This window comes from Algoriphagus alkaliphilus, assembly GCF_900103735.1.
Taxonomy (GTDB): Bacteria; Bacteroidota; Bacteroidia; order Cytophagales; family Cyclobacteriaceae; genus Algoriphagus; species Algoriphagus alkaliphilus.
This window is the reverse complement of sequence record NZ_FMXE01000005.1, coordinates 58549-84258: the sequence shown is the minus strand read 5'-3', so window position 1 is coordinate 84258 and position 25710 is coordinate 58549. Positions and strand designations below refer to the sequence as shown.

Annotated in this window: 26 protein-coding genes and 1 pseudogene; 22 read left to right on the top strand and 5 right to left on the bottom strand. The window is 41.0% G+C overall.

The features are described from left to right. Positions 1 to 2 precede the first annotated feature (2 nt). The 3 genes from BLQ81_RS04100 to BLQ81_RS04090 all read left to right on the top strand — a co-directional run bounded on the left by BLQ81_RS04100 (position 3) and on the right by BLQ81_RS04090 (position 1998). Positions 3 to 935 carry a 2-hydroxyacid dehydrogenase gene (locus BLQ81_RS04100; RefSeq protein WP_092728686.1) on the top strand — a complete coding sequence of 311 codons (933 nt, stop codon included), beginning with the start codon at positions 3 to 5 and terminating at the stop codon, positions 933 to 935. A 156-nt stretch (positions 936 to 1091) separates the two neighbouring features. After that, a complete protein-coding gene (gene greA / locus BLQ81_RS04095) occupies positions 1092 to 1565 on the top strand; it encodes a transcription elongation factor GreA (protein WP_092728685.1) in 474 nt (157 codons plus the stop codon). Positions 1566 to 1605: 40 nt separating this feature from the next. Further along, a complete protein-coding gene (locus BLQ81_RS04090; RefSeq protein ID WP_092728684.1) occupies positions 1606 to 1998 on the top strand; it encodes an HIT family protein in 393 nt (130 codons plus the stop codon). An 86-nt stretch (positions 1999 to 2084) separates the two neighbouring features. On the opposite strand, the gene BLQ81_RS04085 is transcribed toward BLQ81_RS04090, so the two are convergent. Continuing rightward, the gene (locus tag BLQ81_RS04085) at positions 2085 to 3191 is read right to left on the bottom strand and encodes an alanine racemase (RefSeq protein ID WP_092728683.1); all 1107 of its coding nucleotides are present in this window, start codon (positions 3189 to 3191) and stop codon (positions 2085 to 2087) included. Between the two features lie 318 nt (positions 3192 to 3509). On the opposite strand from BLQ81_RS04085, the gene BLQ81_RS04080 reads away from it, so the two are divergent. The 6 genes from BLQ81_RS04080 (at position 3510) to BLQ81_RS04055 (ending at position 11667) form a co-directional block, all read left to right on the top strand. Then, positions 3510 to 4283, top strand: coding sequence for an MlaE family ABC transporter permease (locus BLQ81_RS04080; protein ID WP_092728682.1), 774 nt, complete (start codon positions 3510 to 3512; stop codon positions 4281 to 4283). Between the two features lie 4 nt (positions 4284 to 4287). Beyond that, entirely contained in the window at positions 4288 to 5028 is a 741-nt protein-coding gene (locus tag BLQ81_RS04075; protein WP_092728681.1) for an ABC transporter ATP-binding protein, read from the top strand. 2 nt (positions 5029 to 5030) lie between these two features. After that, positions 5031 to 6020: an MlaD family protein gene (locus tag BLQ81_RS04070; RefSeq protein WP_092728680.1), complete on the top strand. Its 990-nt coding sequence runs from the start codon at positions 5031 to 5033 to the stop codon at positions 6018 to 6020. 313 nt (positions 6021 to 6333) lie between these two features. After that, a complete protein-coding gene (gene alaS / locus BLQ81_RS04065) occupies positions 6334 to 8958 on the top strand; it encodes an alanine--tRNA ligase (RefSeq protein ID WP_092728679.1) in 2625 nt (874 codons plus the stop codon). A gap of 19 nt (positions 8959 to 8977) precedes the next feature. Continuing rightward, entirely contained in the window at positions 8978 to 10438 is a 1461-nt protein-coding gene (gene gatB / locus BLQ81_RS04060; RefSeq protein WP_092728678.1) for an Asp-tRNA(Asn)/Glu-tRNA(Gln) amidotransferase subunit GatB, read from the top strand. 116 nt (positions 10439 to 10554) lie between these two features. Beyond that, the gene (locus tag BLQ81_RS04055) at positions 10555 to 11667 is read left to right on the top strand and encodes a TlpA disulfide reductase family protein (protein ID WP_092728677.1); all 1113 of its coding nucleotides are present in this window, start codon (positions 10555 to 10557) and stop codon (positions 11665 to 11667) included. A gap of 391 nt (positions 11668 to 12058) precedes the next feature. Here BLQ81_RS04055 and proC read toward each other — a convergent pair whose 3' ends face one another. Next, entirely contained in the window at positions 12059 to 12859 is an 801-nt protein-coding gene (gene proC, locus BLQ81_RS04050) for a pyrroline-5-carboxylate reductase (protein ID WP_092728676.1), read from the bottom strand. Positions 12860 to 13045: 186 nt separating this feature from the next. On the opposite strand from proC, the gene BLQ81_RS04045 reads away from it, so the two are divergent. The 6 genes from BLQ81_RS04045 (at position 13046) to rfbB (ending at position 17590) form a co-directional block, all read left to right on the top strand. Next, positions 13046 to 13468 carry a hypothetical protein gene (locus BLQ81_RS04045; protein ID WP_092728675.1) on the top strand — a complete coding sequence of 141 codons (423 nt, stop codon included), beginning with the start codon at positions 13046 to 13048 and terminating at the stop codon, positions 13466 to 13468. Positions 13469 to 13480: 12 nt separating this feature from the next. Beyond that, positions 13481 to 13927 carry a hypothetical protein gene (locus BLQ81_RS04040; RefSeq protein WP_092728674.1) on the top strand — a complete coding sequence of 149 codons (447 nt, stop codon included), beginning with the start codon at positions 13481 to 13483 and terminating at the stop codon, positions 13925 to 13927. A 7-nt stretch (positions 13928 to 13934) separates the two neighbouring features. After that, entirely contained in the window at positions 13935 to 14141 is a 207-nt protein-coding gene (locus BLQ81_RS04035) for a helix-turn-helix transcriptional regulator (protein WP_092728673.1), read from the top strand. 126 nt (positions 14142 to 14267) lie between these two features. Beyond that, the gene (locus tag BLQ81_RS04030; RefSeq protein ID WP_092728672.1) at positions 14268 to 15434 is read left to right on the top strand and encodes a glycosyltransferase family 4 protein; all 1167 of its coding nucleotides are present in this window, start codon (positions 14268 to 14270) and stop codon (positions 15432 to 15434) included. Positions 15435 to 15476: 42 nt separating this feature from the next. Continuing rightward, a complete protein-coding gene (locus tag BLQ81_RS04025; RefSeq protein WP_092728671.1) occupies positions 15477 to 16529 on the top strand; it encodes an NAD-dependent epimerase in 1053 nt (350 codons plus the stop codon). 5 nt (positions 16530 to 16534) lie between these two features. Beyond that, positions 16535 to 17590, top strand: a complete 1056-nt coding sequence (gene rfbB, locus BLQ81_RS04020; RefSeq protein WP_092728670.1) for a dTDP-glucose 4,6-dehydratase — start codon at positions 16535 to 16537, stop codon at positions 17588 to 17590. Positions 17591 to 17663: 73 nt separating this feature from the next. On the opposite strand, the gene serA is transcribed toward rfbB, so the two are convergent. After that, entirely contained in the window at positions 17664 to 19556 is a 1893-nt protein-coding gene (gene serA / locus BLQ81_RS04015) for a phosphoglycerate dehydrogenase (RefSeq protein WP_092728669.1), read from the bottom strand. Between the two features lie 225 nt (positions 19557 to 19781). Here serA and BLQ81_RS04010 point away from each other — a divergent pair, with 225 nt between their 5' ends. Both BLQ81_RS04010 and BLQ81_RS04005 read left to right on the top strand, forming a co-directional pair. Beyond that, complete coding sequence (locus BLQ81_RS04010; RefSeq protein ID WP_092728668.1) at positions 19782 to 20306, top strand: DUF4920 domain-containing protein; 525 nt, start codon at positions 19782 to 19784, stop codon at positions 20304 to 20306. Between the two features lies 1 nt (position 20307). Then, a complete protein-coding gene (locus BLQ81_RS04005) occupies positions 20308 to 20511 on the top strand; it encodes a hypothetical protein (protein WP_092728667.1) in 204 nt (67 codons plus the stop codon). Positions 20512 to 20549: 38 nt separating this feature from the next. Here BLQ81_RS04005 and BLQ81_RS04000 read toward each other — a convergent pair whose 3' ends face one another. Together BLQ81_RS04000 and BLQ81_RS03995 are read right to left on the bottom strand one after the other, a co-directional pair. Further along, on the bottom strand, positions 20550 to 21434 hold the full coding sequence (locus tag BLQ81_RS04000) for an HAEPLYID family protein (protein ID WP_092728666.1): 885 nt from the start codon (positions 21432 to 21434) through the stop codon (positions 20550 to 20552). A 44-nt stretch (positions 21435 to 21478) separates the two neighbouring features. Next, positions 21479 to 21880: a hypothetical protein gene (locus BLQ81_RS03995; RefSeq protein WP_092728665.1), complete on the bottom strand. Its 402-nt coding sequence runs from the start codon at positions 21878 to 21880 to the stop codon at positions 21479 to 21481. A 118-nt stretch (positions 21881 to 21998) separates the two neighbouring features. Here BLQ81_RS03995 and BLQ81_RS03990 point away from each other — a divergent pair, with 118 nt between their 5' ends. The 5 genes and pseudogenes from BLQ81_RS03990 to BLQ81_RS03970 all read left to right on the top strand — a co-directional run bounded on the left by BLQ81_RS03990 (position 21999) and on the right by BLQ81_RS03970 (position 25710). Further along, complete coding sequence (locus BLQ81_RS03990; protein WP_092728664.1) at positions 21999 to 22370, top strand: DUF983 domain-containing protein; 372 nt, start codon at positions 21999 to 22001, stop codon at positions 22368 to 22370. Positions 22371 to 22527: 157 nt separating this feature from the next. Continuing rightward, positions 22528 to 22887, top strand: coding sequence for a DoxX family protein (locus BLQ81_RS03985; RefSeq protein ID WP_245693166.1), 360 nt, complete (start codon positions 22528 to 22530; stop codon positions 22885 to 22887). A 70-nt stretch (positions 22888 to 22957) separates the two neighbouring features. Continuing rightward, positions 22958 to 23248, top strand: a pseudogene (locus BLQ81_RS03980) (DUF2237 family protein); the annotation flags it as partial. 94 nt (positions 23249 to 23342) lie between these two features. Beyond that, complete coding sequence (locus tag BLQ81_RS03975) at positions 23343 to 24023, top strand: TetR/AcrR family transcriptional regulator (protein ID WP_092728662.1); 681 nt, start codon at positions 23343 to 23345, stop codon at positions 24021 to 24023. Then, positions 24013 to 25710 (top strand): peptidase domain-containing ABC transporter, encoded by a 1698-nt coding sequence (locus BLQ81_RS03970; RefSeq protein ID WP_092728661.1) that lies wholly within the window; start codon positions 24013 to 24015, stop codon positions 25708 to 25710. The genes BLQ81_RS03975 and BLQ81_RS03970 overlap by 11 nt, the downstream gene beginning before the upstream one ends.

Below are 25710 nucleotides of genomic sequence, written 5' to 3'. Positions count from 1 at the left end.
AAATGAAAATTCTGATCATCGACGAGATGCACCCGAGCATCATTCCCATGCTCGAAAAACAAGGGCATCAGGTTATGTATTTGCCCAAAATTACCCGAGAAGAAATCCTCGATTCTGTAGCCCATTATGATGGCATGATCATACGGTCCAAAACACCGATGGATCGGGAGCTTTTGGAAAAGGCTGTAAATCTCAAATTTATCGGAAGGGCTGGAGCGGGTTTGGATCAGATTGATTTAGACTATTTGCTGGAGCGGGGCGTGAAACTTTTTCATGCTGCAAAAGGTAATAGAGACGCTGTGGCAGAGCATGCTGTCGGAGGCTTATTGGCTCTTTTTAACAATGTGATCAAAGCGGATTCTGAAGTGAGAAAAGGCATTTGGGACAGGGAAGGAAACCGTGGACATGAACTGATGGAGAAAACAGTTGGTGTCATGGGTTATGGAAATATGGGAAAAGCATTTTCAAAGCGGCTTAGGGGATTTGGAGTTAATATTTTGGCTTACGACAAATACAAATTTGACTACGGGAATGATTTAGTGCAGGAGGTGATTTGGGAAAATCTGAAGTCTGAAGTTGACATTTTGAGTATCCATGTCCCGCTTACGAAGGAAACTCGAAATTTCTTCTCATTGGAAGAGTTGGAAAGCTTTGCTAAGCCGTTTTGGCTGATCAATACAGCAAGGGGAGAAGTAGTTAGTTTCGCAACTCTAAACGCTGCTTTGGACCGAGGAATTCTTCGCGGAGCAGTTTTGGATGTGCTCGAAAATGAGAAGTTCAATCGCCTTACCTCAGAACAAAAAGCTGAGTTTGAGAAACTCGCCCAACGGGAAAACGTGATCTTTTCACCCCACATTGCCGGCTGGACTTTTGAATCCTACCACAAGATAAATAAGGTGCTAGTGAAGCAAATAAAAAAATCCTTTAGTGAATAAAATCTTTGTTTCTGAAAAGCAGGACCAATTTTAAAGACTTGCTTTGTCAAAAAGCTTTCCTATCTTTGGGCGTAAAATAAAGGCAAAAACAAAGTAACGGTCTCCACCACGTGACCGTTACTTTGTTTTTTGTGCCTTTTGAAAAGAAATAAAACTATGTCAAAAGTACAATATTACACTGAAGAGGGGCTCAAGAAATTGAAAGATGAGCTTCAGGAATTGAAAGGTAAAGGCCGTCTAGATATTGCCAGGCAAATTGCTGAAGCAAGAGATAAAGGTGACCTTAGTGAAAATGCAGAATACGATGCAGCTAAGGATGCACAAGGGCACTTAGAACTGAAAATCGCTAAACTTGAAGCTGTCGTGGGCAATGCAAGGATCCTTAACAATTCACAGATGGATACCTCTAAAGTCGGAATCCTCTCAACTGTGAAAATCAAGAATGTCAAAAACGGAATGACTGTAAGCTACAAATTAGTATCTGAAGAAGAAGCTGATTTGAAAGCCGGGAAAATTTCTTTGGCCTCACCTTTTGGAAAAGGTTTGGTAGGAAAAATGATCGGCGATATTGCTACGATCAATGCACCTGCAGGTCAATTACAGTTCGAAATATTAGACATAAATTATTAATTACTTATCCCGGATTTTCCGGGATTTTTTTGTGAAAAATATGGCTAGCATCTTCACCAAAATCATCAAAAGGGAGATCCCCGCCGAAATCATCGCCGAGGACGAAAATTTTATTTCTTTTTTAGATATCATGCCATTAGTCAAAGGGCATGTGTTGGTTGTCCCAAAAAAAGAGGTGGATTACATCTTCAATATGGAGCCAGAAGATTTGGCCGGTCTTCATCTCTTTGCTCAGAAAGTGGCTAAAGCCATGGACAAGACAATCAAGTGTACAAGAATTGGTGTTGCAGTCATTGGCTTGGAGGTTCCCCATGTACACATACATTTGGTTCCTCTGAGAACGATGGACGACATCAATTTTACCAGACCAAAGCTGAAGTTGACCTCAGAGGAGCTCGCTGATATTGCGGATATGATCAGAGGGGGATTTTAAGGAAGTCACCGGCAGCTGTTGGCAGTTCGCATCACTCTGAGCAGTAAAATGTGTCAGGCTATGCAAAGCGGAGTGGAGTAGACAGATCACTGGGATTTTCCTTCACAGTGATCGATTGTTTTTCCTTCCAAACTCAGATACTCTCCCATGCAATCTGCCGTCATGCAGGAGTGTACCGGAAGGACTCCAAGCAAGTCACCAACTTTCACAGATTGCAAAAGGGAATCACTGGCATTTATAAGTCCATGTTCTTGAGAAATGCTTTTCAAGTAAGAACGGTCTGAGGGAATAGTCCAACCGGTTTCATTCAGATAGACAACCTCTCCGAAATTTTTATTCCCGGAGGCATCGACTAAAACGTCTTTGGCTAGGTGAACTCCACCGCCATGGATAAGAATCTCTTTGCGTTCGAAGTTGACATCTACCACGGGTACAGCGAGACATACAGCGATATCCTCCTTTGTACAGCTGCCCAACTCAGCCTGCATCAAGTCAAAAAAGACGAAATTGCCCGGACCGAGTTCATCAATGTCACCAAAATCTTCGGTTACAGCACAGCCGGGAGTATCACCTACGCGAGTTACCAATTCTGGAAATTCGCTTTGATATTTAATTTTGAGCATATGAAGGGCCTGACGACTTTGCTCGTAAATACCGGCCTTGTCGGGCGTATAATAGGTATGACCCGGGTGAAGGTAAAAGCCCTTGAACTTTAATTTGTCCGACTGTGTGGCTGTGCGAAGAATTTTCTCAATAGTTCCAAAGTCAGCTATGTGAACGCCTGTTCGGCCATAACCAGCATCGATTTCAATAAAGAAACCCACCGGATTGGTCAGCCCCTCTACCAATTTTTGTGTGGTGATGGGGTTGACAAGTTGAAGAGAAAGCGACTGATTAGCTGCTAAAAAATTCAAGCGGGGGATTTCCAAAGGATTGAAAGGGAAAGCGATGTGGATGTTGTCCCAACCTTGTCCGCAGAGGTATTCTGCCTGTTTAATTGATGAAGCGGTCACCTCCTTTATTCCATATTCCTTAGCCCAATTTCCAATTTCGTGGGATTGGGCAGTTTTCCAGTGTGGGACGAGTTTCTTGTTGTTTCGGGCAGCTTTTTCCGCCATTCGTTTAATATTGGCCCGAGTGATTTTTTCGCTGATTAGAAGGGTAGGGGAAGTGATTTGATCGAGATAGGACATGTGATTGAAATAGGGTAAATGAGGCAGAGGGCTTTTTTTTAATTTTTATGAAAGTAGGAAAGGAATTACGATTTATGAAATACCATTTTCAAAGCCATTGGAATTTTTATTGTCTTCTATTGTACCAGTATCTGATTTCCTTGGGCCAAGGATTAGATCTACTCCCATAAATCTTAGCTTTTATTTTAGGGTAATTAAGTTTCCGGTTTTGATTTGATTTATTGTTTTTGTTTAAACCTGATTTGTATCATATTAATAGGTGATTTCTCAAAGAGTTTTTTGAGTTTTCTATTTTCATTTTTAAGAAAAAAAGAAAATATGATTCACCTCATTAAAATAGACAGTGAATTTCTCAGAGAGGTGGGAGAGATTGCCCGGTTTACAGGTCGTTTTTTTAGTGAAGTGATTAAACCCAAGCAAGAATGGGAGGAGTTTATCAACCAATGTTTCTGGATTGGTTTCAAAACGCTCACGCTGGTTGGGATTACGGCATTTATCATGGGGCTGGTTATGACGATTCAGTCCAGGCCTACCTTATTGGAGTTTGGAGCTGTGTCGATGCTACCTGCTATGGTTTCGGTTTCTTTGGTTAGGGAAATTGCACCCGTTATCACGGCTTTAATATGTGCCGGTAAGATCGGCTCGGGTATCGGAGCTGAATTGGGATCAATGCGGGTCACAGAGCAGATTGATGCTATGGAGGTCTCAGGAACTAATCCGTTTAAGTATTTGGTAGTGAGCCGTGTCTTGGCATCCACACTGATGGTGCCGCTTCTTTCAAGTTTAGCCATAGCCATTTCTCTTTATGGCGGCTATTTGGGAGTAAATATTCGTGGGAATGTCAGTTGGCATTTGTATTGGCTTCAGTCCTTTGGAGCCCTTGGCTATGGGGACTTTATCCCATCACTCATTAAGACATTCTTTTTTGGGTTTGCAATTGGAATAGTAGGCTGCTATAAAGGATATAATTCAAAAAAAGGAACCGAGGGGGTGGGAAGATCTGCTACCAGCGCAGTAATCGTTGCATCTCTTGTTGTATTTATTATTGACCTGATTGCTGTGCAGGTGACTGATCTGTTGGGACTGACTTAAGCTTATGGAAAAAATAAAGTCCATAATCGAGGTGAAAAATCTGAATAAATCTTTTGGTTCCAATCATGTACTCAGAGATTTTTCGATGGAGGTGGTACCCGGGGAAAGTCTTGTTATTTTGGGAAAATCAGGAAGTGGAAAGTCTGTTTTAATCAAATGCATCATTAATCTTATCGTACCTGATTCCGGAGAGATCTATGTATTGGGCCAAAATATAAGGGAGCTGGACCAGGATCAGATGGATAAGTTAAGAGCGGAGGTAGGCTTTCTTTTCCAAAGTAATGCACTCTACGATTCCATGACTGTAAGGCAGAACTTGGAATTTCCGCTAAGAAGACATTGGACCAAAGAAATGAGAGACTTGAATGCGCAATCGGCAGTAAAAGAAGCCTTGGAGGATGTGGGTCTGGGCCATACGATAGATATGATGCCTGCCGAATTATCCGGAGGAATGCGCAAGCGGATTGCATTGGCAAGAACCTTGATTTTGAAGCCCAAAGTAATTCTTTATGATGAACCGACCACAGGGCTTGACCCGATTACAGCCCGTGAAATAAGCGAGTTAATGCTTCAGGTTCAGGAAAAATACAAGGCATCGTCAATCATCATTTCGCATGACATGAACTGTATACGGATGACCTCGGATCGGGTGATTATGTTGATTGATGGCAGAAATTACATTTCGGATACCTATGAAAATTTACAAAATGTCCCTGATCCCAAAGTCCGGGAGTTTTTCGATTAACTATGAAAGATAAAACTTCATCCAATGTCAAATTGGGAGCAATGGTCATTGCCAGCTTGCTGTTTCTTGTTTTCTCCCTCTACATGATCGGTAAAAACCAGAATATATTCGGTTCCTCATTTGAGATTTTTGCTCAAATCGACAATGTGAATGGCTTGGTTCCAGGTAATAATGTGCGGTTTCAGGGCTTGGATGTAGGTACGGTCCGATCCATGGCAATGCAGGATGAGTCTAGGATCGTGATAAAGATGTTGATCAATAAATCCATGCAGTCTTTTATAAAAAAAAATGCTTTGGTATCCATCAATACAGATGGTTTGATGGGGAATAAAATTGTTCAAATCCATCCGCAACCGGGAGATGCGGCATCCATTGAGGTAGGAGATACCCTTTTCCCAATTAAAAAAGTCGGAACGGATGAAATACTGGAAAAACTGAGCGCTTCGGGAGATTATCTGGAACTAACGCTTATCAATCTCTCAGAAATCACCGAGAAATTAAATAATAGTGAAGCGATCTGGAAGATTCTTTCAGATGCGGAACTGACTTTGGATCTCAAGGCTTCCGTGAAGGAATTGCTGACGGCTGGTCAACATGCATCAGCAATGGCAAAGGCAGGAAGAGAAATGATAGTTGAATTTGGGCAGAGTGATGGAATTGTCAATAAGCTCTTTACTGATAGTTTGATGAGCCAAAATCTTGAGCAATCTGTTTCTCAATTGCAAAAAATCAGTGCTGATGCTGCTGATGTTATGGGAAGTATGAAAAATCTAATCCAAAACATTGAAAAAGGAGAAGGGGCTGCGGGATTGATTTTAGCGGATACTTCCTTTAGGGGACAATTGGTACAAACGATGGAAAATGTAGAGCAAAGCACCTACCGGCTGAACCAGAATATGGAAGCCTTGAAATCAAATTTTTTGTTTAGAAAATTTTATAGAGATCAGGAAAAAGCCAAGAAAAAAGCTGAAAATGAAGCGCAGATAAAGTAATTCTGATTTTTATGGGAAAGCCATTTTATTTATTGGATTGGAGCCGAGTTTGTTTTTCCAAACTGATTTTTCCTAAATAGGATTTTAGGATAACATGATTTAAGTGGACTTTTTTTCTTTAAAAAAAATGTGAAGTTGATTTTTTGAACGCACAAGTTACCCCACTACTTTTTTAAATGATTTTGTGCTGTAGTAAATTCAGCGCCATGATGTGCGTAAGCCCGCCTTTTCTGTTAATTTTGTCACCCGATAAATGGGTCGTACATAGGGCCAAACGAATACAAAAACATATCATCTGCATCGCAAACCTTCCATGGAAGCAAAGAAAATACGAAGTACCTTCATCGAGTTTTTCCAGTCCAAACAGCATCAGTACGTTCCCTCATCCCCGATTGTGGTCAAAAATGACCCGACACTGATGTTTACCAATGCCGGGATGAATCAGTTTAAAGATGCATTTCTTGGCAACGAAATCGCCAAATATTCCCGAGTAGCCAACTCTCAAAAATGCCTTCGCGTCAGCGGAAAGCACAATGATTTGGAGGAAGTAGGAGTTGACACCTATCACCATACCATGTTTGAGATGCTTGGCAATTGGTCATTTGGAGATTATTTCAAGAAAGAAGCAATTGAGTGGGCTTGGGAGCTTTTGACAGAAGTGTACCAACTCCCTAAAGACAGGCTATACGTTTCTGTTTTTCAGGGCGACGAAGGGGATAAGTTGGAAAAGGATGTAGAAGCCGCTGAGCTTTGGAGCAAAATCGTTCCGGAAGACCGAATTATTTTGGGATCAAAAAAGGATAACTTTTGGGAAATGGGTGACACAGGGCCTTGCGGACCTTGTTCAGAAATCCACGTGGATCTTCGTTCTGAAGCCGAAATTGCACAGGTCCCGGGTCGAGAGTTGGTCAACAATGACCATCCTCAGGTGATTGAAATCTGGAATTTGGTATTCATGCAATTCAACCGTTTGGCGGATGGAAGTCTCAAAGAACTTCCTGCCAAACACGTAGATACAGGAATGGGTTTTGAGCGATTGGTGAGAGCCATTCAGTTCAAATCTTCCAATTACGACACGGATTTGTTTACGCCCTTTTTGGATGCAATAGCAAAGAAATCCGGTAAAACATACGGATTGGAGGAGCAGACTGATATTGCCTTTCGAGTGATTGTAGACCATATCCGTGCGATCTCCTTCACCATCGCTGACGGACAGATTCCATCCAACAACAAAGCAGGATATGTCATCCGAAGAATTCTAAGAAGAGCAGTTCGCTATGGTTACACCTTTTTGGGCTTGCAGCAGCCATTTTTATTTGAATTGACACCGTTGATTGCAACATACTTTGGAGATGTTTTCCCGGAAGTCAGACAGCAGCAGGAGTTTATTGCAAAAGTAATCATGGAGGAGGAAGCCTCTTTTTTGAGGACTCTAGATCATGGATTGAAAATGCTCGAGTCCATTAAATCGGAATTGAACTCCAAAAATGAGAAGGTCATTACAGGCAAAACAGCTTTTGAATTGTATGATACATTTGGATTTCCGCTGGATTTGACATCGCTGATTGCAAGAGAAAATGGCTTTTCGGTGGACGAAAAAGGCTTTGCCGAGGAGATGGAAAAGCAAAAGACCCGTTCCCGTGCTGCTTCTGAGCAGGAAACCGGTGACTGGGTTTTGGTCAATGAGGATACCGGTGTGGAATTTATCGGATATGATTTCACAGAGGCTTATTCTCAGATCATCAAACATCGAACAATTACTGATAAGAAAGGGGACCGGTACCAATTGGTACTCGATCGGACCCCATTTTATGCAGAGAGCGGTGGACAAGCAGGAGATACGGGTTGGTTGATTTCGGATTCTGAAAAGATCCGTGTCATCGACACTAAGAAAGAGAATGATCTGATTGTTCATTTTGTTGAAAAGCTTCCTGCGCATCCTGAGGTGCGGTTTTCATCGGAAGTAGATCGGGAAAAGCGGCAGTTGACGATGAATAATCACTCAGCAACTCACCTTTTGCAATCCGCATTGAAAGAAGTGCTGGGGGATCATATTCAGCAGCGGGGATCTTTGGTCAATGAGAATCTACTACGATTTGATTTTTCTCATTTTGGAAAAATGAGTGAAGATGAAATTACAAAAGTGGAAGAGATAGTAAATGCCAAAGTGCGTGAAAATATCGCACTGCAAGAGCAACGCAATGTGCCCATCGAAGAGGCTAAAAAGATGGGGGCTACCGCCCTTTTCGGGGAGAAATACGGAGACTTTGTGCGTGTTATCATCTTTCAAAAGGACTTTTCAGTGGAACTTTGCGGTGGTACACACGTTCCTTTTACGAGTCAGATTGGCTTATTTAAAATCACTTCTGAAGGATCGATTTCTGCGGGAGTTCGCAGGATTGAAGCAATCACCGCTAAAGCGGCAGCGAATTATTTGCGAGAGCAGGAGAATTTGGTGAAAGAAATTCAAGATTTATTGAAGAATCCAAAGGATGTGAAAAAAGCCATTGAGTCATTGCTTCAAGAAAGAAATGACTTAAGGAAAGAGATTGAAACGCTTCACTTGGAAAAATCCTCAGGAGTTAAAAATGAACTTTTGAAACAATTCATAGAAAAAGACGGGATAAATACGCTGATTGCTCAGGTGGAATTGCCAAATGCAGAGTCTCTGAAAAAACTGGCTTATGAACTTAAAAATGAAGTTGCTAACGCCTTTGTGATTTTGGCAGCAAAAATTGAGGATAAGCCTCAGGTTGCAGTCATTTTGGAAGATGCATTGGTCGTTTCCAAAGGATTGAATGCCGGGCAAATCGTCCGTGAACTAGCCAAAGAAATCCAAGGTGGAGGGGGCGGACAACCCTTCTTTGCTACCGCAGGTGGAAAGGATCTGGCAGGTCTTGAAAAAGTGGTGGCCAAGGCCAAAGAAATGTTTTTATAATCGCTGATATATCGAAAAAATGCTAAGCGAAGAACTCAAGAATAAATATCAGTTGGTAATTGGACTGGAAGTGCATGCTCAATTGCTGACCGAAAGTAAAATGTATTCTTCGGATTCAAATGAATACGGAAATCTGCCCAATACCTTGATTTCTGTCATTACTTTGGGGCATCCTGGCACTTTGCCCAAGGTAAATAAGAAGTCAGTCGAATATGCCATAAAGATGGGTCTGGCCTGTAACTCAGAAATTACCCGGTTCAATATTTTCTCAAGGAAAAACTATTTCTATCCGGATCTTCCCAAGGGTTATCAGATTACGCAAGATAAAGGTCCCATCTGTGTAGGAGGGGTTGTGCCAATCGAATTAGCAGATGGCTCCGAAAAGGTCATCAAACTCAACCGAATTCACATGGAAGAGGATGCCGGAAAATCCATACACCTAGCCGGTGAAACGGATACTTTGGTGGATTTTAACCGTGCAGGAACTCCATTGATTGAAATTGTTTCCGAACCGGATATGAGAACGCCTGAGGAAGCGTATGCATTTCTCGCAGAAATCAAAAAACTGGTCAAATACCTTGATGTCTGCGATGGAAACATGGAAGAAGGTTCGCTTCGCTGCGATGCCAACGTGTCGGTTATGCTCAAAGACGCTAAGGAATACGGCAAAAAAGTCGAAGTGAAAAATATGAATTCCTTTCGAAATGTTGCCCGTGCCATCGAGTACGAGCACGAGCGAATCATTCACCTGCTCGAGGCAGGAGTGGAGGTGCTATCCGAAACTAGAACCTTTGATGCATCGACAGGAACAACTGCCAGTATGAGAACCAAAGAAGATTTGAACGACTACCGTTATTTCCCGGAGCCGGATTTGAGTCCTGTGGTAATCTCTGAAGAGTGGCTCAATTCGATTAAAGTGACCATGCCTGCTTTGCCGCGAGCGCTTTATCGGAAATTTGTGGATGACTATGGATTACCGACCTACGATGCAGGAGTTCTAAGTGAGGCAAAGGAAATCGCGCTTTGGTTTGATTCACTTTGCTCCAAAACAAACAATTATAAAGCTGCTTCAAACTGGATAATGGGTCCAGTTAAGTCGTACCTGAATGAATTGGATTTGCACATGGATCAATTCCCGATCAAGCCGGAGATATTGGCAGAGTTGATCGAATTGGTAGATGAGGGTAAAGTTTCATTCACAGCTGCCTCCCAGTCGATTTATTCCGAATTGCTGAAGGCAAGCGGCGAAACATCCCTGGCTATTGCGCAGCGCTTGAATTTGATTCAGGAAAGTGATGAGGAATCGTTGAAGCCTATTGTGGAGGCTATTTTGGCTGATAATAAAGCCAAAGTTGCGGAATACCGATCCGGAAAAAAAGGACTGATGGGGATGTTTATGGGACAAGTCATGAAGAAGTCCCATGGCAAGGCTGACCCTAAAGTTGCCACCAGAATTTTAACAGACTTGCTGGAAAATTAAATAGAACGAATCGAGCCTGATTGTCTGCCAAAGGCATCACCCGGCAGCATAAAGAGAGAGGGTTATCCATCATGTGAGTCATTCTGACTGACCTTTGAAAATAAAACAATAAACAAATGAAATACGCGATGATAGGTGTTTGGACAATTGCTGTAATGGCATTTTTCTCCTGTGGGGCAAATGATTCTGCTACTGAAGGAATGGTTCAGGTTTCAGGAAAAATTGAAAATTTCCCTGATGGCTTGGTGATCCTTTCCCAATTTACGGACAACAGGCCCAAAGTTCTGGATACATTAAAGGTGAGCCCATCCGGTGAATTCACCTATAAATTGGCGGTGGACACGCCTACTTTTTATGAATTGAATCTTTATGGGCAAAAAGTAGTGCGATTGGCATTATATAAAGAAGATGTTGAGTTGAAGTACAATTTTTCAGATCCGGCAAGTCTTGCAATTGAAGGCTCTCAGGACACCAAAGAAATGCTCAAGATTGAGAGGCTAATGGAAGCGTATCAGTTGGAAGTTAACAAACTAAATGAGGCTTACTATGAGGCAATGAGCAAAAATGATGCTGAGGCGATCAAGAAAATTCAGTCTGATGCAATGATTTTGGAGTCCAATCAATCCACTCGGGTAAAGGAAATGATCCAAAGTATGGGGAATTCTTTCGCTCCATTAGCTGCGGTTGGACTTTTGAATCCTAAAAATGATTTCCCATTTATGGACGAATTGGTCACCAAACTCAATGATAATTATCCTGGAACTGTTTCGATTCTTCAGATGAAACAGCAGTTGGATGAAATGAGAGCGCTCTCTGTGGGGCAACCTGCACCGGAGATCGAGTTGCCTAGTCCAGACGGCACCATGGTAAAGCTATCGGACCTTCGTGGCAAATATGTTCTTATTGACTTTTGGGCAGCTTGGTGCAAGCCTTGCCGTCAGGAAAATCCAAATGTGGTAAGACTTTATAATCAGTATAAAGACAAGGGGTTCGAGGTATTTGGAGTTTCCCTTGACCGGACGAAAGAAGATTGGGTAAAAGCAATAGCTGATGATAAATTAGCTTGGACGCAGGTTTCAGATTTGAAATACTTTAATTCAGCAGCTGCCGAACTCTATCAGATCCAAGCAATTCCTGCTACTTACATGATTGACCCTGATGGTAAAATTATTGCAAAAGACCTGAGAGGACCAAGTTTGGAAAATAAGCTGGCGGAGCTATTCGATTGATCCGATCAAACTCATGTAAAAAAGCCTTCCGGAAAAGTATTTCGGAAGGCTTTTTTATGGATCAGACTTTAGGGTAAAAAAAGGAAGGAGGCAAAAATACCAAACAGTCCTTCCTGTAAAAATCGTGTCTTTTAAAAAGGAATAGCAAAAGTTGTTTATCACCCGAGACAAATCTAATGAAAACATTTAAAAGAAAAACAAAGCTAAAATTATTCTTTTTTCAAGTAATAGTAATAATTTAATAAAATACATGAATATTTTAATCAAAGGAATGTCAAGGTTCCACTAAAAGGCAGTTTGAGTATTTGGAATTATAATTTTCTCATTCGGAAAAAAAATAAAAAAGCCATCGCATGGGAGTGCGATGGCTTTAGGTTTGCAAATCGATTTATTACTTTCCTATTTTCTCATAGCTGGCAATAACGCCTCTGACCATTGCAGAACTGAATCCCTGATGTTCCATCTCGTTGAGGCCCACGATGGTGCAACCTTTTGGTGTAGTCACTTTGTCAATAGCAGCCTCAGGGTGGATGTTTTTTTGGATCATGAGTTCTGCAGCACCTTTTACAGTTTGATTCACGATTTTGCTGGCAGTGACCGAGTCAAATCCGATTTGAATTCCTCCTTGAATCATCGCTCGCATAAATCTTAGCACATAGGCAATTCCACAAGCGCCCAATACCGTTGCTGCTTCCATTAGGCTTTCGTCGATGGATATGGTATACCCAATGGAGTCAAATAATTCTTTGATCATTTCTTCCTGAATTGGATTGGCTTGTTCCTGACAGATGCAGGTGATAGATTCCTGTATATCCGCAGCAATATTGGGCATGGCCCGAAACGTCACGGTTTTGGGATCAATGACCGCATACATTTCTTTGAGAGAAACACCAGTAGCAAGAGACACAATCAGCTGTTTTTCGGGGTCCAAAGCAGACTTAATTTCTGCGAGGATCGTTGCTACATTGTAGGGTTTTACCCCCAAGAGGATAATATCTGCATATTGGGCCGCGACGATATTATCGGTATGGACATGCACTCCTTTGGCTTCAAATTCAGCAAGTGGTGCAGTGTTTCGTTTGGTTAGTGTCAGGTTTTTTGGATCAAAATCCTCCCGCATCAGCAGGCCATTCGCAATGGAAGCACCCAGGTTTCCGCAACCGATTATGGCAATTTTTACTTTGGAGATCATGGAATATTGAATTTTAAACAGGTTTGATTGACTAAAGGTAACCAAAACGTAAGCCTTTTTGCCAAAAAGAGAATGGATGAATCAATTTCAATGAATTACTATGAAATCCAATAAAAAATATTTGAAAAAATATTTTGACATAAAGTAAAGTTTGCTTTACATTTGGACAAACAAACATGACTTGTTATGAAAAAGAACTCAATTCTAGAAGTCCCCTTGCTTCATCCCAATTGGAAGAAGCTGGCTTATGTGTTTTTCCCGCTTCCGGTTTTTATTGTAATCGGGATTGCAATCCTAAATCCTAAAACAGATCCAAATGAAACGATCCAAATCATTTATGGATCATGGGCTTTAGCATTTATGATTTTGAATCTTACTCGCGAAAAAGTGGAAGATGAAATGGTTCGAACCTTTAGGCAGCAAGCTTTTCAAACCGGTTTTTATTGGCTGATATGGGGCTTGCCTGTTTTGATGATTATAAATTATTGGAGATTTGATCGGTTTACCTCTGAGATTTTTACAGCCTATCTCGTGCTTTTCCTGCTCAATGCCTACATCCATGGAGCGTTTAAGTATCAGAAGTACATCGCAAACAAAGAAGAAAACTAAACCAAACTTAATATGCTTACTAAAATCCTATTGCCTCATCGATTTCAAAAAATCGGCTGGCTCCTGTGCCTTCCATTTGCGGCATTGCTGTTTGCCAATAATTACTTTGATTTTAGCTTCCACTGGCTGGAATTTGAGGTAAGAGATGGAGTACTTTTTAAAGATTCAAAAGAGAATTTTAGCAATGAGATTGCCTTGATTGGGGTATTTGTTTCGCTGTTCCTGATGGCTTTTTCCCGAGAAAAAGAAGAAGATGAATACATCCAAAAGCTCCGATTGGATTCGCTCTTAGTAGCTTTTTATGCAAATACTTTTATCCTGATCATTGGTACGTTGGTGTTTTATGGTTTTGGCTACCTGGAATTTATGGGCTATAACATGTTTACCATACAACTCATATTTATTGGCCGATTTAGATGGGTTCTCCTCAAACAAAAGCAGACTTTATTGCCTATTTAATGCCGATATGAAGAATTCCATAAAAGTAGAACGGGCAAAAAAAGATCTAACTCAGCAAGATTTAGCTGAAAAAGTGCAAGTTTCCAGACAAACCATTAACTCCATCGAAGCAGGGAAATATGTGCCATCGACGGTTTTGGCATTAAAGATTGCAAGGGTGTTTGAAATAGCTTTGGAAGAGATATTTGAATTGGAAGAAGGGGATTATGGCTAAAAATATTGGACAGTATTAAATTGCCTTCGCTATTGATTTTGGCTTGGTTTTTAAGTGTAACTGTGGAAATTTTAGCACCGATACCGCGTTAAAAGTTTACCTTTGCACCTTTAGAAATCTTTTTTGATGCCGAAACTAATCCGAATCACCACAGTACCTTTATCACTGAAACTTTTGCTAGCTGGGCAAATGAGTTATATGAAAACTCAAGGCTGGGAGGTGATCATGGTCAGTGCAGATGGACGGGAAGTCGCTCAGGCTATTAAGAATGAAGGCGTTCGTCATGAAGTAATTCCATTTACAAGGCGAATTACTCCATTGGATGATTTGCGATGTATTTGGAAACTCATTCAACTTTTTAGACGAGAAAAACCTGACATTGTGCATACACATACTCCCAAGGCGGGCTTGCTGGGAATGATCGCTGCAAATCTTGCAGGGGTCACTATTAGAATTCATACTTTAGCCGGAATTCCGGCAATGGCAGCCGGGGGAAGAAAGAAAACTTTACTCGAGTCCATAGAGAAATGGACTTATTCAAATGCTACTGAGGTGTGGCCGAATTCCGTGGGGCTTCGGAAATTTGTTTTACAGAAAGAACTTTGCTCCGAATATAAACTTCGAATCATCGGTAAAGGCTCCTCAAATGGTGTTGATCTTGAAAAATTCAACCGAGATGTCTTAAAAGAAAATCATCTAGTAGCCGCTACTATGCGAATTATGCCCGGAGAGGATGACTATATCATACTTTCTGTAGGGAGGTTGGTGAAGGATAAGGGAATTGAGGAATTGGTAGCTGCCTTTCTGAATTCCAAAATCGTCAATAAATCAAAGCTGGTTCTTTTAGGTGCTTTTGAACAGGATTTGGATCCACTTTCCCCCGAAACTGTCCAGACTATTCAAGATCACCCAAGAATCATTCAGATTGATTGGTCTGATCATGTAGCACACTACCTTGCCTTAGCAGATGTTTTAGTGCATCCTTCGCATCGTGAGGGATTTCCAAATGTGATCCTTGAGGCAGGAGCGATGCAGGTTCCGGTGATTTGTTCTGATATTATCGGTAACACAGACATTATTGCACAGCAAAAAACAGGATTGATTTTTCCGGTCAAAGACGCTTTAGTTTTAAAAGAAGCCTTGGAGTTTGGATTTGTAAAGCGCGATAAAATGGCATATTATGCCGCAAATCTTTATGATGAAATAATTAATAATTATGACCGGAATTTTCTTCAAAAAGAAATTTTCAACAATTACCAGCGCCTGCTAAGCAGTGCCAAGACAGCTGAATAATATATATTTGAAAGTTTACAGTTTTAATTATCAAACTTCCCTATGAAGTATCTCGTGACCGGAGTGGCCGGATTTATTGGATTTCATGTTGCACAAAAATTAATCGATCGCGGAGATGAAGTTGTCGGACTGGATATTATCAATGACTATTATGATGTCAATCTAAAATATTCCCGACTTGAATACCGGGGAATTCCAAAGTCTGAAATTGAAAGAGGGATATTGGTACAGTCAACTACCCAAAAAACCTATCGGTTTATACAGCTGGATTTAGCTCAAAAAGAGCCTTTGATGGCACTTTTCGAACAGGAAAAATTTGATGTGGTCATTCATTTGGCAGCACAGGCAGGAGTAAGGCATTCTTTGTCTCATCCGGAAGTGTACATTGAGTCCAATATCATGGCATTTCTCAATATTTTGGAGGGATGCAGATTTCACGCGGTAAAGCATTTAGTCTATGCCAGCTCAAGTTCGGTGTATGGATCAAATGAGAAAATGCCTTTTTCTACCTCAGATACTGTTGATCATCCGATTTCGCTCTATGCAGCATCCAAAAAGGCCAACGAATTGATGGCCCATACGTACAGCCATCTATTTGGACTTCCGACAACTGGCTTGCGCTTTTTTACTGTTTATGGCCCATGGGGAAGACCGGATATGGCTTTATTTTTATTTACTGAGGCGATCTTGAAAGGCGAACCTATTCAGGTTTTCAATTATGGAAATATGAAGCGGGATTTTACTTTCATCGATGACATAGTGGAAGGGGTGGTTAAAGTCGCTGATCGGCCTGCAGGCCCAAATGCTGATTTTGATCCTCAAAATCCTGATCCGGGTAGTTCCAAAGCACCATATAAAGTGTATAACATCGGTAACTCTGATCCCGTTTTGTTGATTGATTACATCAAAGCTGTGGAGAAGGGACTTGGGAAAACTGCCAAAATGGAACTATTGCCTTTGCAACCTGGTGATGTACCAGCATCTCACGCTGATGTGACTGATTTGGTACGGGATACAGGTTATAAGCCCGCTACTCCAATTGAAGAAGGAGTAAAGGCCTTTACAGATTGGTATTTAGCGTATTACAAAAAATAAAATTTATGTCAAAATCAATCCTGATCACAGGAGGTGCCGGATTTATCGGTTGCCATGTGGTGCGTCTTTTCGTGACCAAGTATCCAGATTATAAAATTGTTAATCTGGATGCGCTCACTTATGCAGGTAATTTGGAAAACCTAAAAGAGGTCGAAAATGCCGCAAATTATATTTTCGAAAAAGTAGATATTCAAGATGCTGATGCGCTCGATTTGATTTTTGCGAAGCATCAGATCTCTGACGTAATCCACTTGGCCGCAGAATCTCACGTGGATCGATCCATCTCAGACCCTATGGCTTTTGTGAAAACCAACGTTTTTGGGACGGTAAATCTGCTCAATTCGGCTAAGAAAGCTTGGGCAGGGGAATTGGAAAGCCATCTGTTTTATCATGTTTCCACAGATGAAGTTTATGGTTCGCTGCATGATGGAGGGTTCTTTTTGGAAACTACAGCCTACGATCCCCAGTCGCCTTATTCCGCTTCCAAGGCTGCTTCAGACCATTTTGTTCGGGCTTATGCAAATACCTACAAAATGAAGACCGTGGTCTCCAACTGTTCCAATAACTACGGTCCCAATCATTTTCCGGAGAAGTTGATTCCTCTCTGCATCAACAATATCAAAACTATGAAGCCTCTTCCCGTTTATGGAAAGGGGGAAAATGTGCGTGATTGGTTGTTTGTAAAGGATCATGCACGTGCTATTGATATGGTGTTTCACAAAGGAAAATCAGGAGAAACCTACAACATAGGCGGATTCAACGAGTGGAAAAATATTGACATCGTCAAGTTGCTTTGCAAAAAGATGGACGAAAAACTTGGACGTGAAGTAGGAACATCTGAACAACTGATTACCTATGTCACCGACCGTGCAGGGCATGATCTCCGCTATGCCATCGATGCGGCTAAAATCCAAAAAGAACTGGGTTGGGAGCCTAGTTTGCAGTTTGACGAGGGGATTGATATTACCATTGATTGGTACCTAACCAATGAGGAATGGCTGGAACACGTGACCTCGGGAGCGTATCAGACATACTATTCAACCCTTTACGAAACCAGATAAATGGTTGATATTTGATTAAAACGACAAAAGCCCCGATTATTCGGGGCTTTTGTCGTTTCCAGCCAAAGTGAAATCAATAAAGCGTCCTAAACCTGATTGTTCCGGGTATGGTCTTTAACGTCTCAATCGCTTCGGCTTCATACACCTTGTCAATGTCCGTGATCACATAACCGATTTTTTCATTGGTCTTCAGGTATTGACCGACAATGTTGATGTTGTAGTTGGCAAGTACCTGATTGATTTTAGCCAAAACACCGGGCTCATTATGGTGAATGTGAATCAAGCGGTGTGCATTTTTCAGGAATGGCAACTGAATATTCGGGAAGTTGACCGAATTATAGGTGTTGCCCGTGTTGATGTATTCCATGATTTTGCCGGGAACAAACCGCGCAATATTTTCCTGTGCCTCCAAGGTGCTACCGCCAATGTGGGGGGTCAAAATAGTGTTTGGCAACCCCTTCAATTCGGATTCAAAGGATTCATTGTTGTTTTTTGGTTCCTCAGGGAAAACGTCAACTGCGCATCCTGCCAAATGACCGGAAAGTATCGCGTCCCGCAAAGCTGGAATATCCACCACATGTCCACGGCTCAGGTTTACTAAAATGGCACCTGGTTTCATTTTTCTGATCTTTTCCCCATCAATCAGACGATTGTTGTCTTTTCGTCCATCGACATGGAGGGAGATCATATCACAGGTAGCGAGCAACTCATCCAAGGAATCAACTTTTGTAGCATTTCCCAAGGCAAGCTTTTCAATTACATCGTAATAGAAAACGTTCATGCCCATGTTTTCTGCCAAGACAGACAGTTGTGCGCCGATATTTCCATAACCGATGATTCCGAGTTTTTTGCCTCTTATTTCAAAAGAACCGGTAGCTGATTTGTCCCAATTTCCTTGATGCATTCCGACAGATTTATCCTGAAAGCGGCGCATTAGAAAAATAATTTCCGCAATAGCCATTTCGACCACAGAGCGCGTATTGGAGAAAGGAGCGTTGAAAACCGCAATCCCTTTTTCTTGACAGGTTTCTAAATCTATCTGGTTTGTTCCGATACAGAAAGCTCCGATAGCCAAAAGCCGATTGGCATTTTCCAGCACCTTCTTGGTCACGTTGGTTTTTGACCGGATTCCCAAAATTGAGACCGTTTTGATTTTCTCACACAGTTCCTCTTCACTGAGGGCACTGGAGATAACCTCAACCTCATATCCTTCATCTTGAAGAATTTGTATTCCTATTGGATGTACATTCTCAAGCAGGAGAACTTTAATGCGACTTTTTGGGTAAGAAAATTTCGTATTCAACTTATTGATGTAAAGGATTTCGTCAAAACTAGGAGCAATATGATCCGCCTGACTAACTACTTTAGGACGGTGAACGTTTTCTGTAAATGCATAAAACTTGTTGGCAAGGCCCGATGCTTTGATTTCATAATCGGTATATCCATCACCGATGACATAAATGTCCCCCTCAAGATTTACGTTTTTAATGGTTTCCGCTTTTCCATTGTTTTTGGAGAGGGGATTTTCCCGGTTGAAGTCCACAATATTCCCGGATTCATCGTAGACAAATTCATTGGCAAAAACATTCTCGTTTAATATGCCATATTCAGAAACTATCGGAAGGATAAAGTCTCTGAATCCATTGGAAATAATATAGATGTCCTTGGCGTTTTCGCGAAGCCACTCTTTGTTACGTTCAAAGGATTTTGAAACTTTCTGTTTCAGCGCTGCAATTAGATCAGTGATCTGAGTTTTGCTTGCTTTGAGTATTTCCAAGCGGAGTTCCAAGCTTTCCCGAAAGGTGATGGAGCCTTCCATTCCTTTATCTGTGATGTCCTTGATAGACTGGAGTTTTGCGATTTTTTCAGGGTCGTTGATCAGACTTATTTCACCTAAAATATCCAAGGCTTCCACTTGGGTAAAGGTACTGTCAAAATCAATGATAAACTTTTTGGTTTGAGGCATGAGTGCAGGGTCGTATTTCTAAACTTGAACAAAATTACAGCAATGCTAAAGAATCGGAAGGTTTATTAAAAAAAATGTTTATTTTCTTTTGAAACATTCGAAAATCTCAAAAAAAACGAGGGCTATCCCACATTTGATGACGCTGTAGGAATTTGCTAAATAAATTGAAAATCAGTTTTCTTGATGGAGCTATTGGGCTATTTTTGAAGATAAATTCAAATTTTCATGAAAAAATCAATCTTACTATCTGTCCTAATCCTTGCAATGCTTTCTTTTTCCTGCCAAAAACCGTCAGAATCTGTGAAAGTCGAAACTACCACTAAAGCTGAGCCTGTCGGAGAAGTGGAAGTGGTGCCTGGTGGGTACGGTGCGGATCTAGCCGAAAATAGTGTTATTGGCACTGCGGAGATGGTTACAGTGGTGGAGGCCTCCGGAATTTTTACAGGAAAGATCTCAGGAGAGATCAAAGAAGTCTGCACCAAGAAAGGTTGCTGGTTTACGATGGATTTGGCAAATGGCGAACCGATGCGGGTTACATTTAAAGATTATGGATTTTTCATCCCGACCAATTCACAGGGATTTCCTATAATACTTGAAGGTGTTGCAACGCTGACTGAAACTGATGTTGAGACATTAAAACATTTTGCCGAAGATCAGGGAAAATCAAAAGAAGAGGTGGATGCTATTACAGCACCAAAGCGTGAAATCACCTTTGAAGCCACAGGTGTATTAATCAAAGACAAAGCATAAAATGCCAATCGCACTGGACAACCTTCGGGTAGGCAGAGTTTACAGGTTTGTCAATCAGGGCGAAATCCGTACGATTCAGATAGTGGATCGACTTGCTGGAGACAATTTCAAGATCAAAGATCTTGATACCTTGGAATACTACACGATCCATGAACTCCTCCAATGGGGTAGAGGGAAAGACTACGATCTGGAAGAATTTAGATAGAAAAAGGGGCATAAAAGGCCCCTTTTTTTGATTAAAGATTAATGCATCGCTTTGAATCCTGGTTCGTAAATGATTCTGACGAAAGATCCTAAACCTGCGTCTGGTTGAGCAACAGGAATGGTTGATACAATTCCTATCATCAGATTTTCCGCCAGACCAAGGCGCATTTGGGGTCTAAGTGTTGCAGTTGATTTTCCATTCACGAATTCCTGATTCAATTCCAACCCAATAAAATTCCGTGTACCGGAAACCATGTAGTGTAAGTTGTAATTCGTCTCAAATCCAACTTCGGCCTGCTTTCCATATCCTTTTTCAATCCTTGGACCGGTGTAAATCAAGGTATGGTAATTGCTCCCCCATCGCTTTGCGGCTACAAAGAAGGGGTTGAACAAATTTCCTTTGAAGGCATTCATTTTCCCCATTTTTTCAAAATCCACTAATGCAAATTCATGGATATATCCTACGGCAAGGGAGGTGTTTCGCTTCTCGGAAACCAAGAAAGTGTATTGTCCTGCGACCTTGATAGATTCCAGCGTATTTGCAGGGATCGCACCTTCGGAATTTCCATTTCTGAATGAATATAGACTTACAGGCAATTCTACTTCCAGACCCAAACGGTCGATTGGTGCCCATTCATATTCGATGAGTGCGTGGAATTCGTCATAGCGGCGCTTGTCCTGCATCCCAAAGCCCACGTTCCACTCTTTTTCGCCTTTTCTCGCGCCTAAATCCCTGATAAGATCAATGTAAAGCGGTTCCGCATGAAGCACCTTCGGTTTTTGGGACGTTTTTGGTTTTTCGACTTCCTCAATGAATAGGCTGTCAAGTATTTGCCTGTGTACTTTAAGCGTATCAATTTCTTCTTGAGCCGAAGCACAGAAGCTTCCAAACCCAAATAGGGCAAGGAATAGTATTTTTTTCATGGTAAATTAAGTTGATTGTTGCTTTTGGATGAAATTCCGAAAAATCAGCAACGATCCGGAGGCGGAGGATCAGATGCAGAATAGCTTGAACTGATATTTTGCGAAACAAAAAACTGGAATCTCTCTTTGAGTGTCAGGGAAGAAAAAAGTTTGATCCCCGGTATTTCAATCAAGGCCAGTTTGATTTTTTTGAGTGAATTGTCATCCTGTTGAGTGCCATTGTCAGGAATCAGATCTTTGCTACCATCTAGGACCCATTCAAAGATCAACTCTGTAAAGGTGTCGATGGGATCATCCATTTTCATTCCTTTAGTGATGAAAATATTTCCTTCGTAAAAATTCGCAGAGAGATTTATGAAGTTGGCCACGAGTAGAAACAGCAGAAACTCAGACCAGCTGCCCGTTCGCATGTCGCCGATCAATGATTTTGCTTTTCTTTTTTCCATGTCCAAAAGTACGAAAAGAATTCTCCCGGGTTTTTGAAAAAAAGTTAAACCTTCAAAAGGAAGAGGTAACTTTGGTCACAAATCATTGAATCCTTACAGAATAAATTAGCAAAAAAACATGTCTAAAAGCCTTGGATTCGCCATTGCCAGCGCGAATTGTCCCCAATGTCGGGAAGGAAAGCTTTTTTCGGTAAGTCTATTTAGCTACCATAATCTTTCGGACATTAATGAAAACTGCAAAGTCTGTGGTGCAAACCTTAATCCCGAGCCCGATTTTTATTATGGGGCAATGTACATCAGTTATGCATTTTCGGTAGCATTGGTGTTTAGCTCCCTTACTGCTATCAATGTGCTAGTAGAGGTGCCTAAGCTTTGGATGTACCTCAGTCTTGTTGCTGTTCTGAATATTTTATTTCTTCCCCTCATGCTGAGATATTCAAAAGTTTTGTATTTGTACGGATTGGGCAAATTGAAATACCGGGACCGATAATAGGCGTTCTCTATCTAATCTTCATTAATCCGATGGCTTGATCAATTTCCGTAAAAAAACTTCATTGCACATGTGTCAGTTCTTGTTTAACCGGTAAATTATCCTAAATAGATAGATGGAAAAAGTAAGGCTTTTAAAAAAAATAATAATCAGGGGGATGGGGTATTTTTACTTTATCGCTGGGATCAATCACTTTTTGACTCCGGATTTCTATATCCCCTTGATTCCTCCCTTTTTTTCAAATCCCAGTTTGATCAATCTGCTTTCTGGGATTGCTGAAGTTTTATTGGGTTTGGGAATTCTTTATTTTCCTACTCGATCCAGAGCAGCTTGGGGAGTAGTGTTCATGTTGATTGCCTTCATTCCCGCACATTGGTATTTTATTCAGATTAATACCTGTATAGATGGAGGACTTTGTGTTCCTGCATGGATAGGTTGGGTAAGGTTAATTTTGATTCAGCCAATTCTCATTTTTTGGGCTTATTGGGTTGCTAAACATCCTAAAATTTATGTCTAAGAATATTTTTGGAGAAGATCTAATCTCCTGAAGTACCAGTCCTATTACAGGATTTTAGAGAAATGGATGCTGCGAAACGGGACCGAAAGATTCGGGGATGCATACGGTATGTGCAGTGAGGACTGAGGAGTTTTTGATTTTTTCGGGAAGTAGAGGAAATGATATTATTACACCATATCCAGAATATCAATTTTCTGGTCTAAGCACCGGTGATAAATGGTGCCTTTGCGCACTTTGTTGGTTAGAGGCTTATCGAAGCAATTGTGTACCTCCTGTTTTTTTGGAAGCCGCCAATGGAAAAACATTAAAACTTATTCCTCTGGAAATTTTAATTTCAAAAGCATTGAAGAATACTGAGTAAATCGATGAATTGTTAATCTTACTAACAAAAATAGGAGAAATACAAACTTTTTTTAATTCCCTTTCGTTTAGCAAACATTATAAATCTCAGCTGGATGGAATCTATTTTAAAAAAAATGCGGGTTGAGGTTAATTCCAATCTGTATATTAAAGAACCCTTTAGCTCCGACTTGGGTGCTTTGCTGATAAGTGAAGGCACTCAAATGATTCAGGAATTGGGCATAGAGTTGTTTACATTCAAAAAGCTTGCACAGCAAATCGGTAGTACAGAGGCTGCGATTTATAGGTATTTTGAAAATAAGCACATGCTGCTACTTTACCTGAATGCTTGGTATTGGGCTTGGATGGAGCATAATTTAGCTTTTGCCACTTCTAACATAAAGGATCCATTTGAACGGCTGGCAATTGCCATTCGCCTGATGGTAGATGGACCTATCTGTCTGGAAAACAAATTTTTGGATCCGAAACTCCTTAGAAAACTTGTTATTAATGAATCGATTAAGGGATATTTGACCAAATCAGTGGATGTTGAGCATGAGTCTGGTATTTTTGCTCAAGTGTACCGCTTTGGGGAAAGGATATCAAGTATCATCAAAGAGATTAACCCTTCCTATGAATTTCCAAAAACTTTGGTATCTACCGTGATGGAATCCAGTTTGCTTCATTCATTTAATTCGATTCACTTGCCGGGGATGACAGATGCCAGGCATGATGGATCAGCCCAACTTCAGTTTTTCCACCAACTTGTAATAAAAGCAATTTCAAATGCAAAGTAATTTAGCGTTGACTCCTTTGAAGCGATTATTTGGATTGCTCGAGGAGGAAAAGAACCAAGTGTATGCCATCTATTTCTATGCTGTACTGAATGGCTTGGTCACCCTCTCTTTACCCTTGGGAATTCAGGCTATTTTGAATTTTATCCTTGGTGGAAGGATCAGCACCTCTTGGGTGGTATTGGTGGTTATCGTTGCACTTGGGGTTGCTTTTGGAGGGTTTTTGCAGATTTCTCAATTGCAGATTATGGAGAAATTGCAGCAAAGGATATTCTCTAAATCAGGGCTATCTATCGCATACCGCTTGCCCAAGGTAAAGACTGAGGTCATGCATGGACAGTATGCTCCAGAGATAGTAAATCGCTTTTTTGACACTGTGAATCTTCAAAAGGGCATTGGCAAAATTTTAATTGATTTTTCGGCAGCATTACTTCAGGTGATTTTTGGTTTGCTTTTGCTTTCGATTTATCATCCTTTTTTCATTATTTTCGGGGCAGTTCTATTTGGGATTCTATTCTTGATTTTTTATTTCACTGGGCCGCGCGGTATGGAAACGGCCCTGAAAGAATCTACTTATAAATACCTCACTGCTTATTGGTTGGAAGAAGTGGCAAGAACATTGAATTCCTTCAAATTGGTTGGCAGTACAAGACTGCCTATTCTGAAGGCAGACAAGTTAATTCAACGCTATGTAGAATTTAGATCCAAGCACTTCTCGGTGCTGATTTTCCAATACAAAGTGATGATTGGATTTAAGATTCTTATTGTTTCCAGCTTATTGTTTGCGGGCAGTTTGTTGTTGATTAACGATCAGATTTCGATTGGCCAATTTGTAGCTGCTGAAGTAATCATTGTTTTGGTGATCAATTCGGTCGAGAAACTTATCCTATCCTTGGAAACTGTATACGATACCTTGGTGGCTGTAGAAAAGCTAGGTCAGGTGATGGATTTGGAATTGGAACATCACAACCCCTCAGAAAAAGTAATTGTAGCTGCGCCCGAAGGATTAAAATACAGTATGTCCAATGTCGTCTTTCATCCACAGGATGTTGAAGAGCCTATATTGAAAAACGTTAGCCTATCAATTGAACCTGGTAGGAAGGTGGTTGTGACAGGAAAAAGCGGAAGCGGTAAAAGTGCTTTGATGGCACTTTTTTCGGGGTTGTACGAAGAGTTTGAAGGAACTGTAGCGGTCAACGATCTCTCCCTCGAATATATTAATTTGGAAAAATACCGGGGAATGGTTGGTGATTTTCTCGAGCTTCAGGAGATTTTCCATGGTTCCATTCGTGAAAATATATTAGTAGGAAGAGACTTTGATCTTTCACACTTGGAGTACATCATTGATTTGGTGGGTCTTAAAGATTATTTATATAAACTCCCCGAGGGCTTAGAGGCGATGCTTCAACCCGGAGGACGTGGACTTTCCAAGTCATTGGCACAGAAAATTCTATTCGCCAGGGGATTTGTAGGTAAACCAAAGGCATTGATCATGGAGAATGTTTTTCTTCATGTGGAGAAGGATGTGTTTTCCAAAATTGTGGATTACTTGTTTAATGGAAACTGGACCTTACTCATGGTTTCCAATGATGATCAAATACTGAGTAGGGCAGATGAGATACTCCTTATGGACTCTGGCAATATTATCTATCATGGAAGCTATGAGGGCTACAAAAACTTAACTATTTAA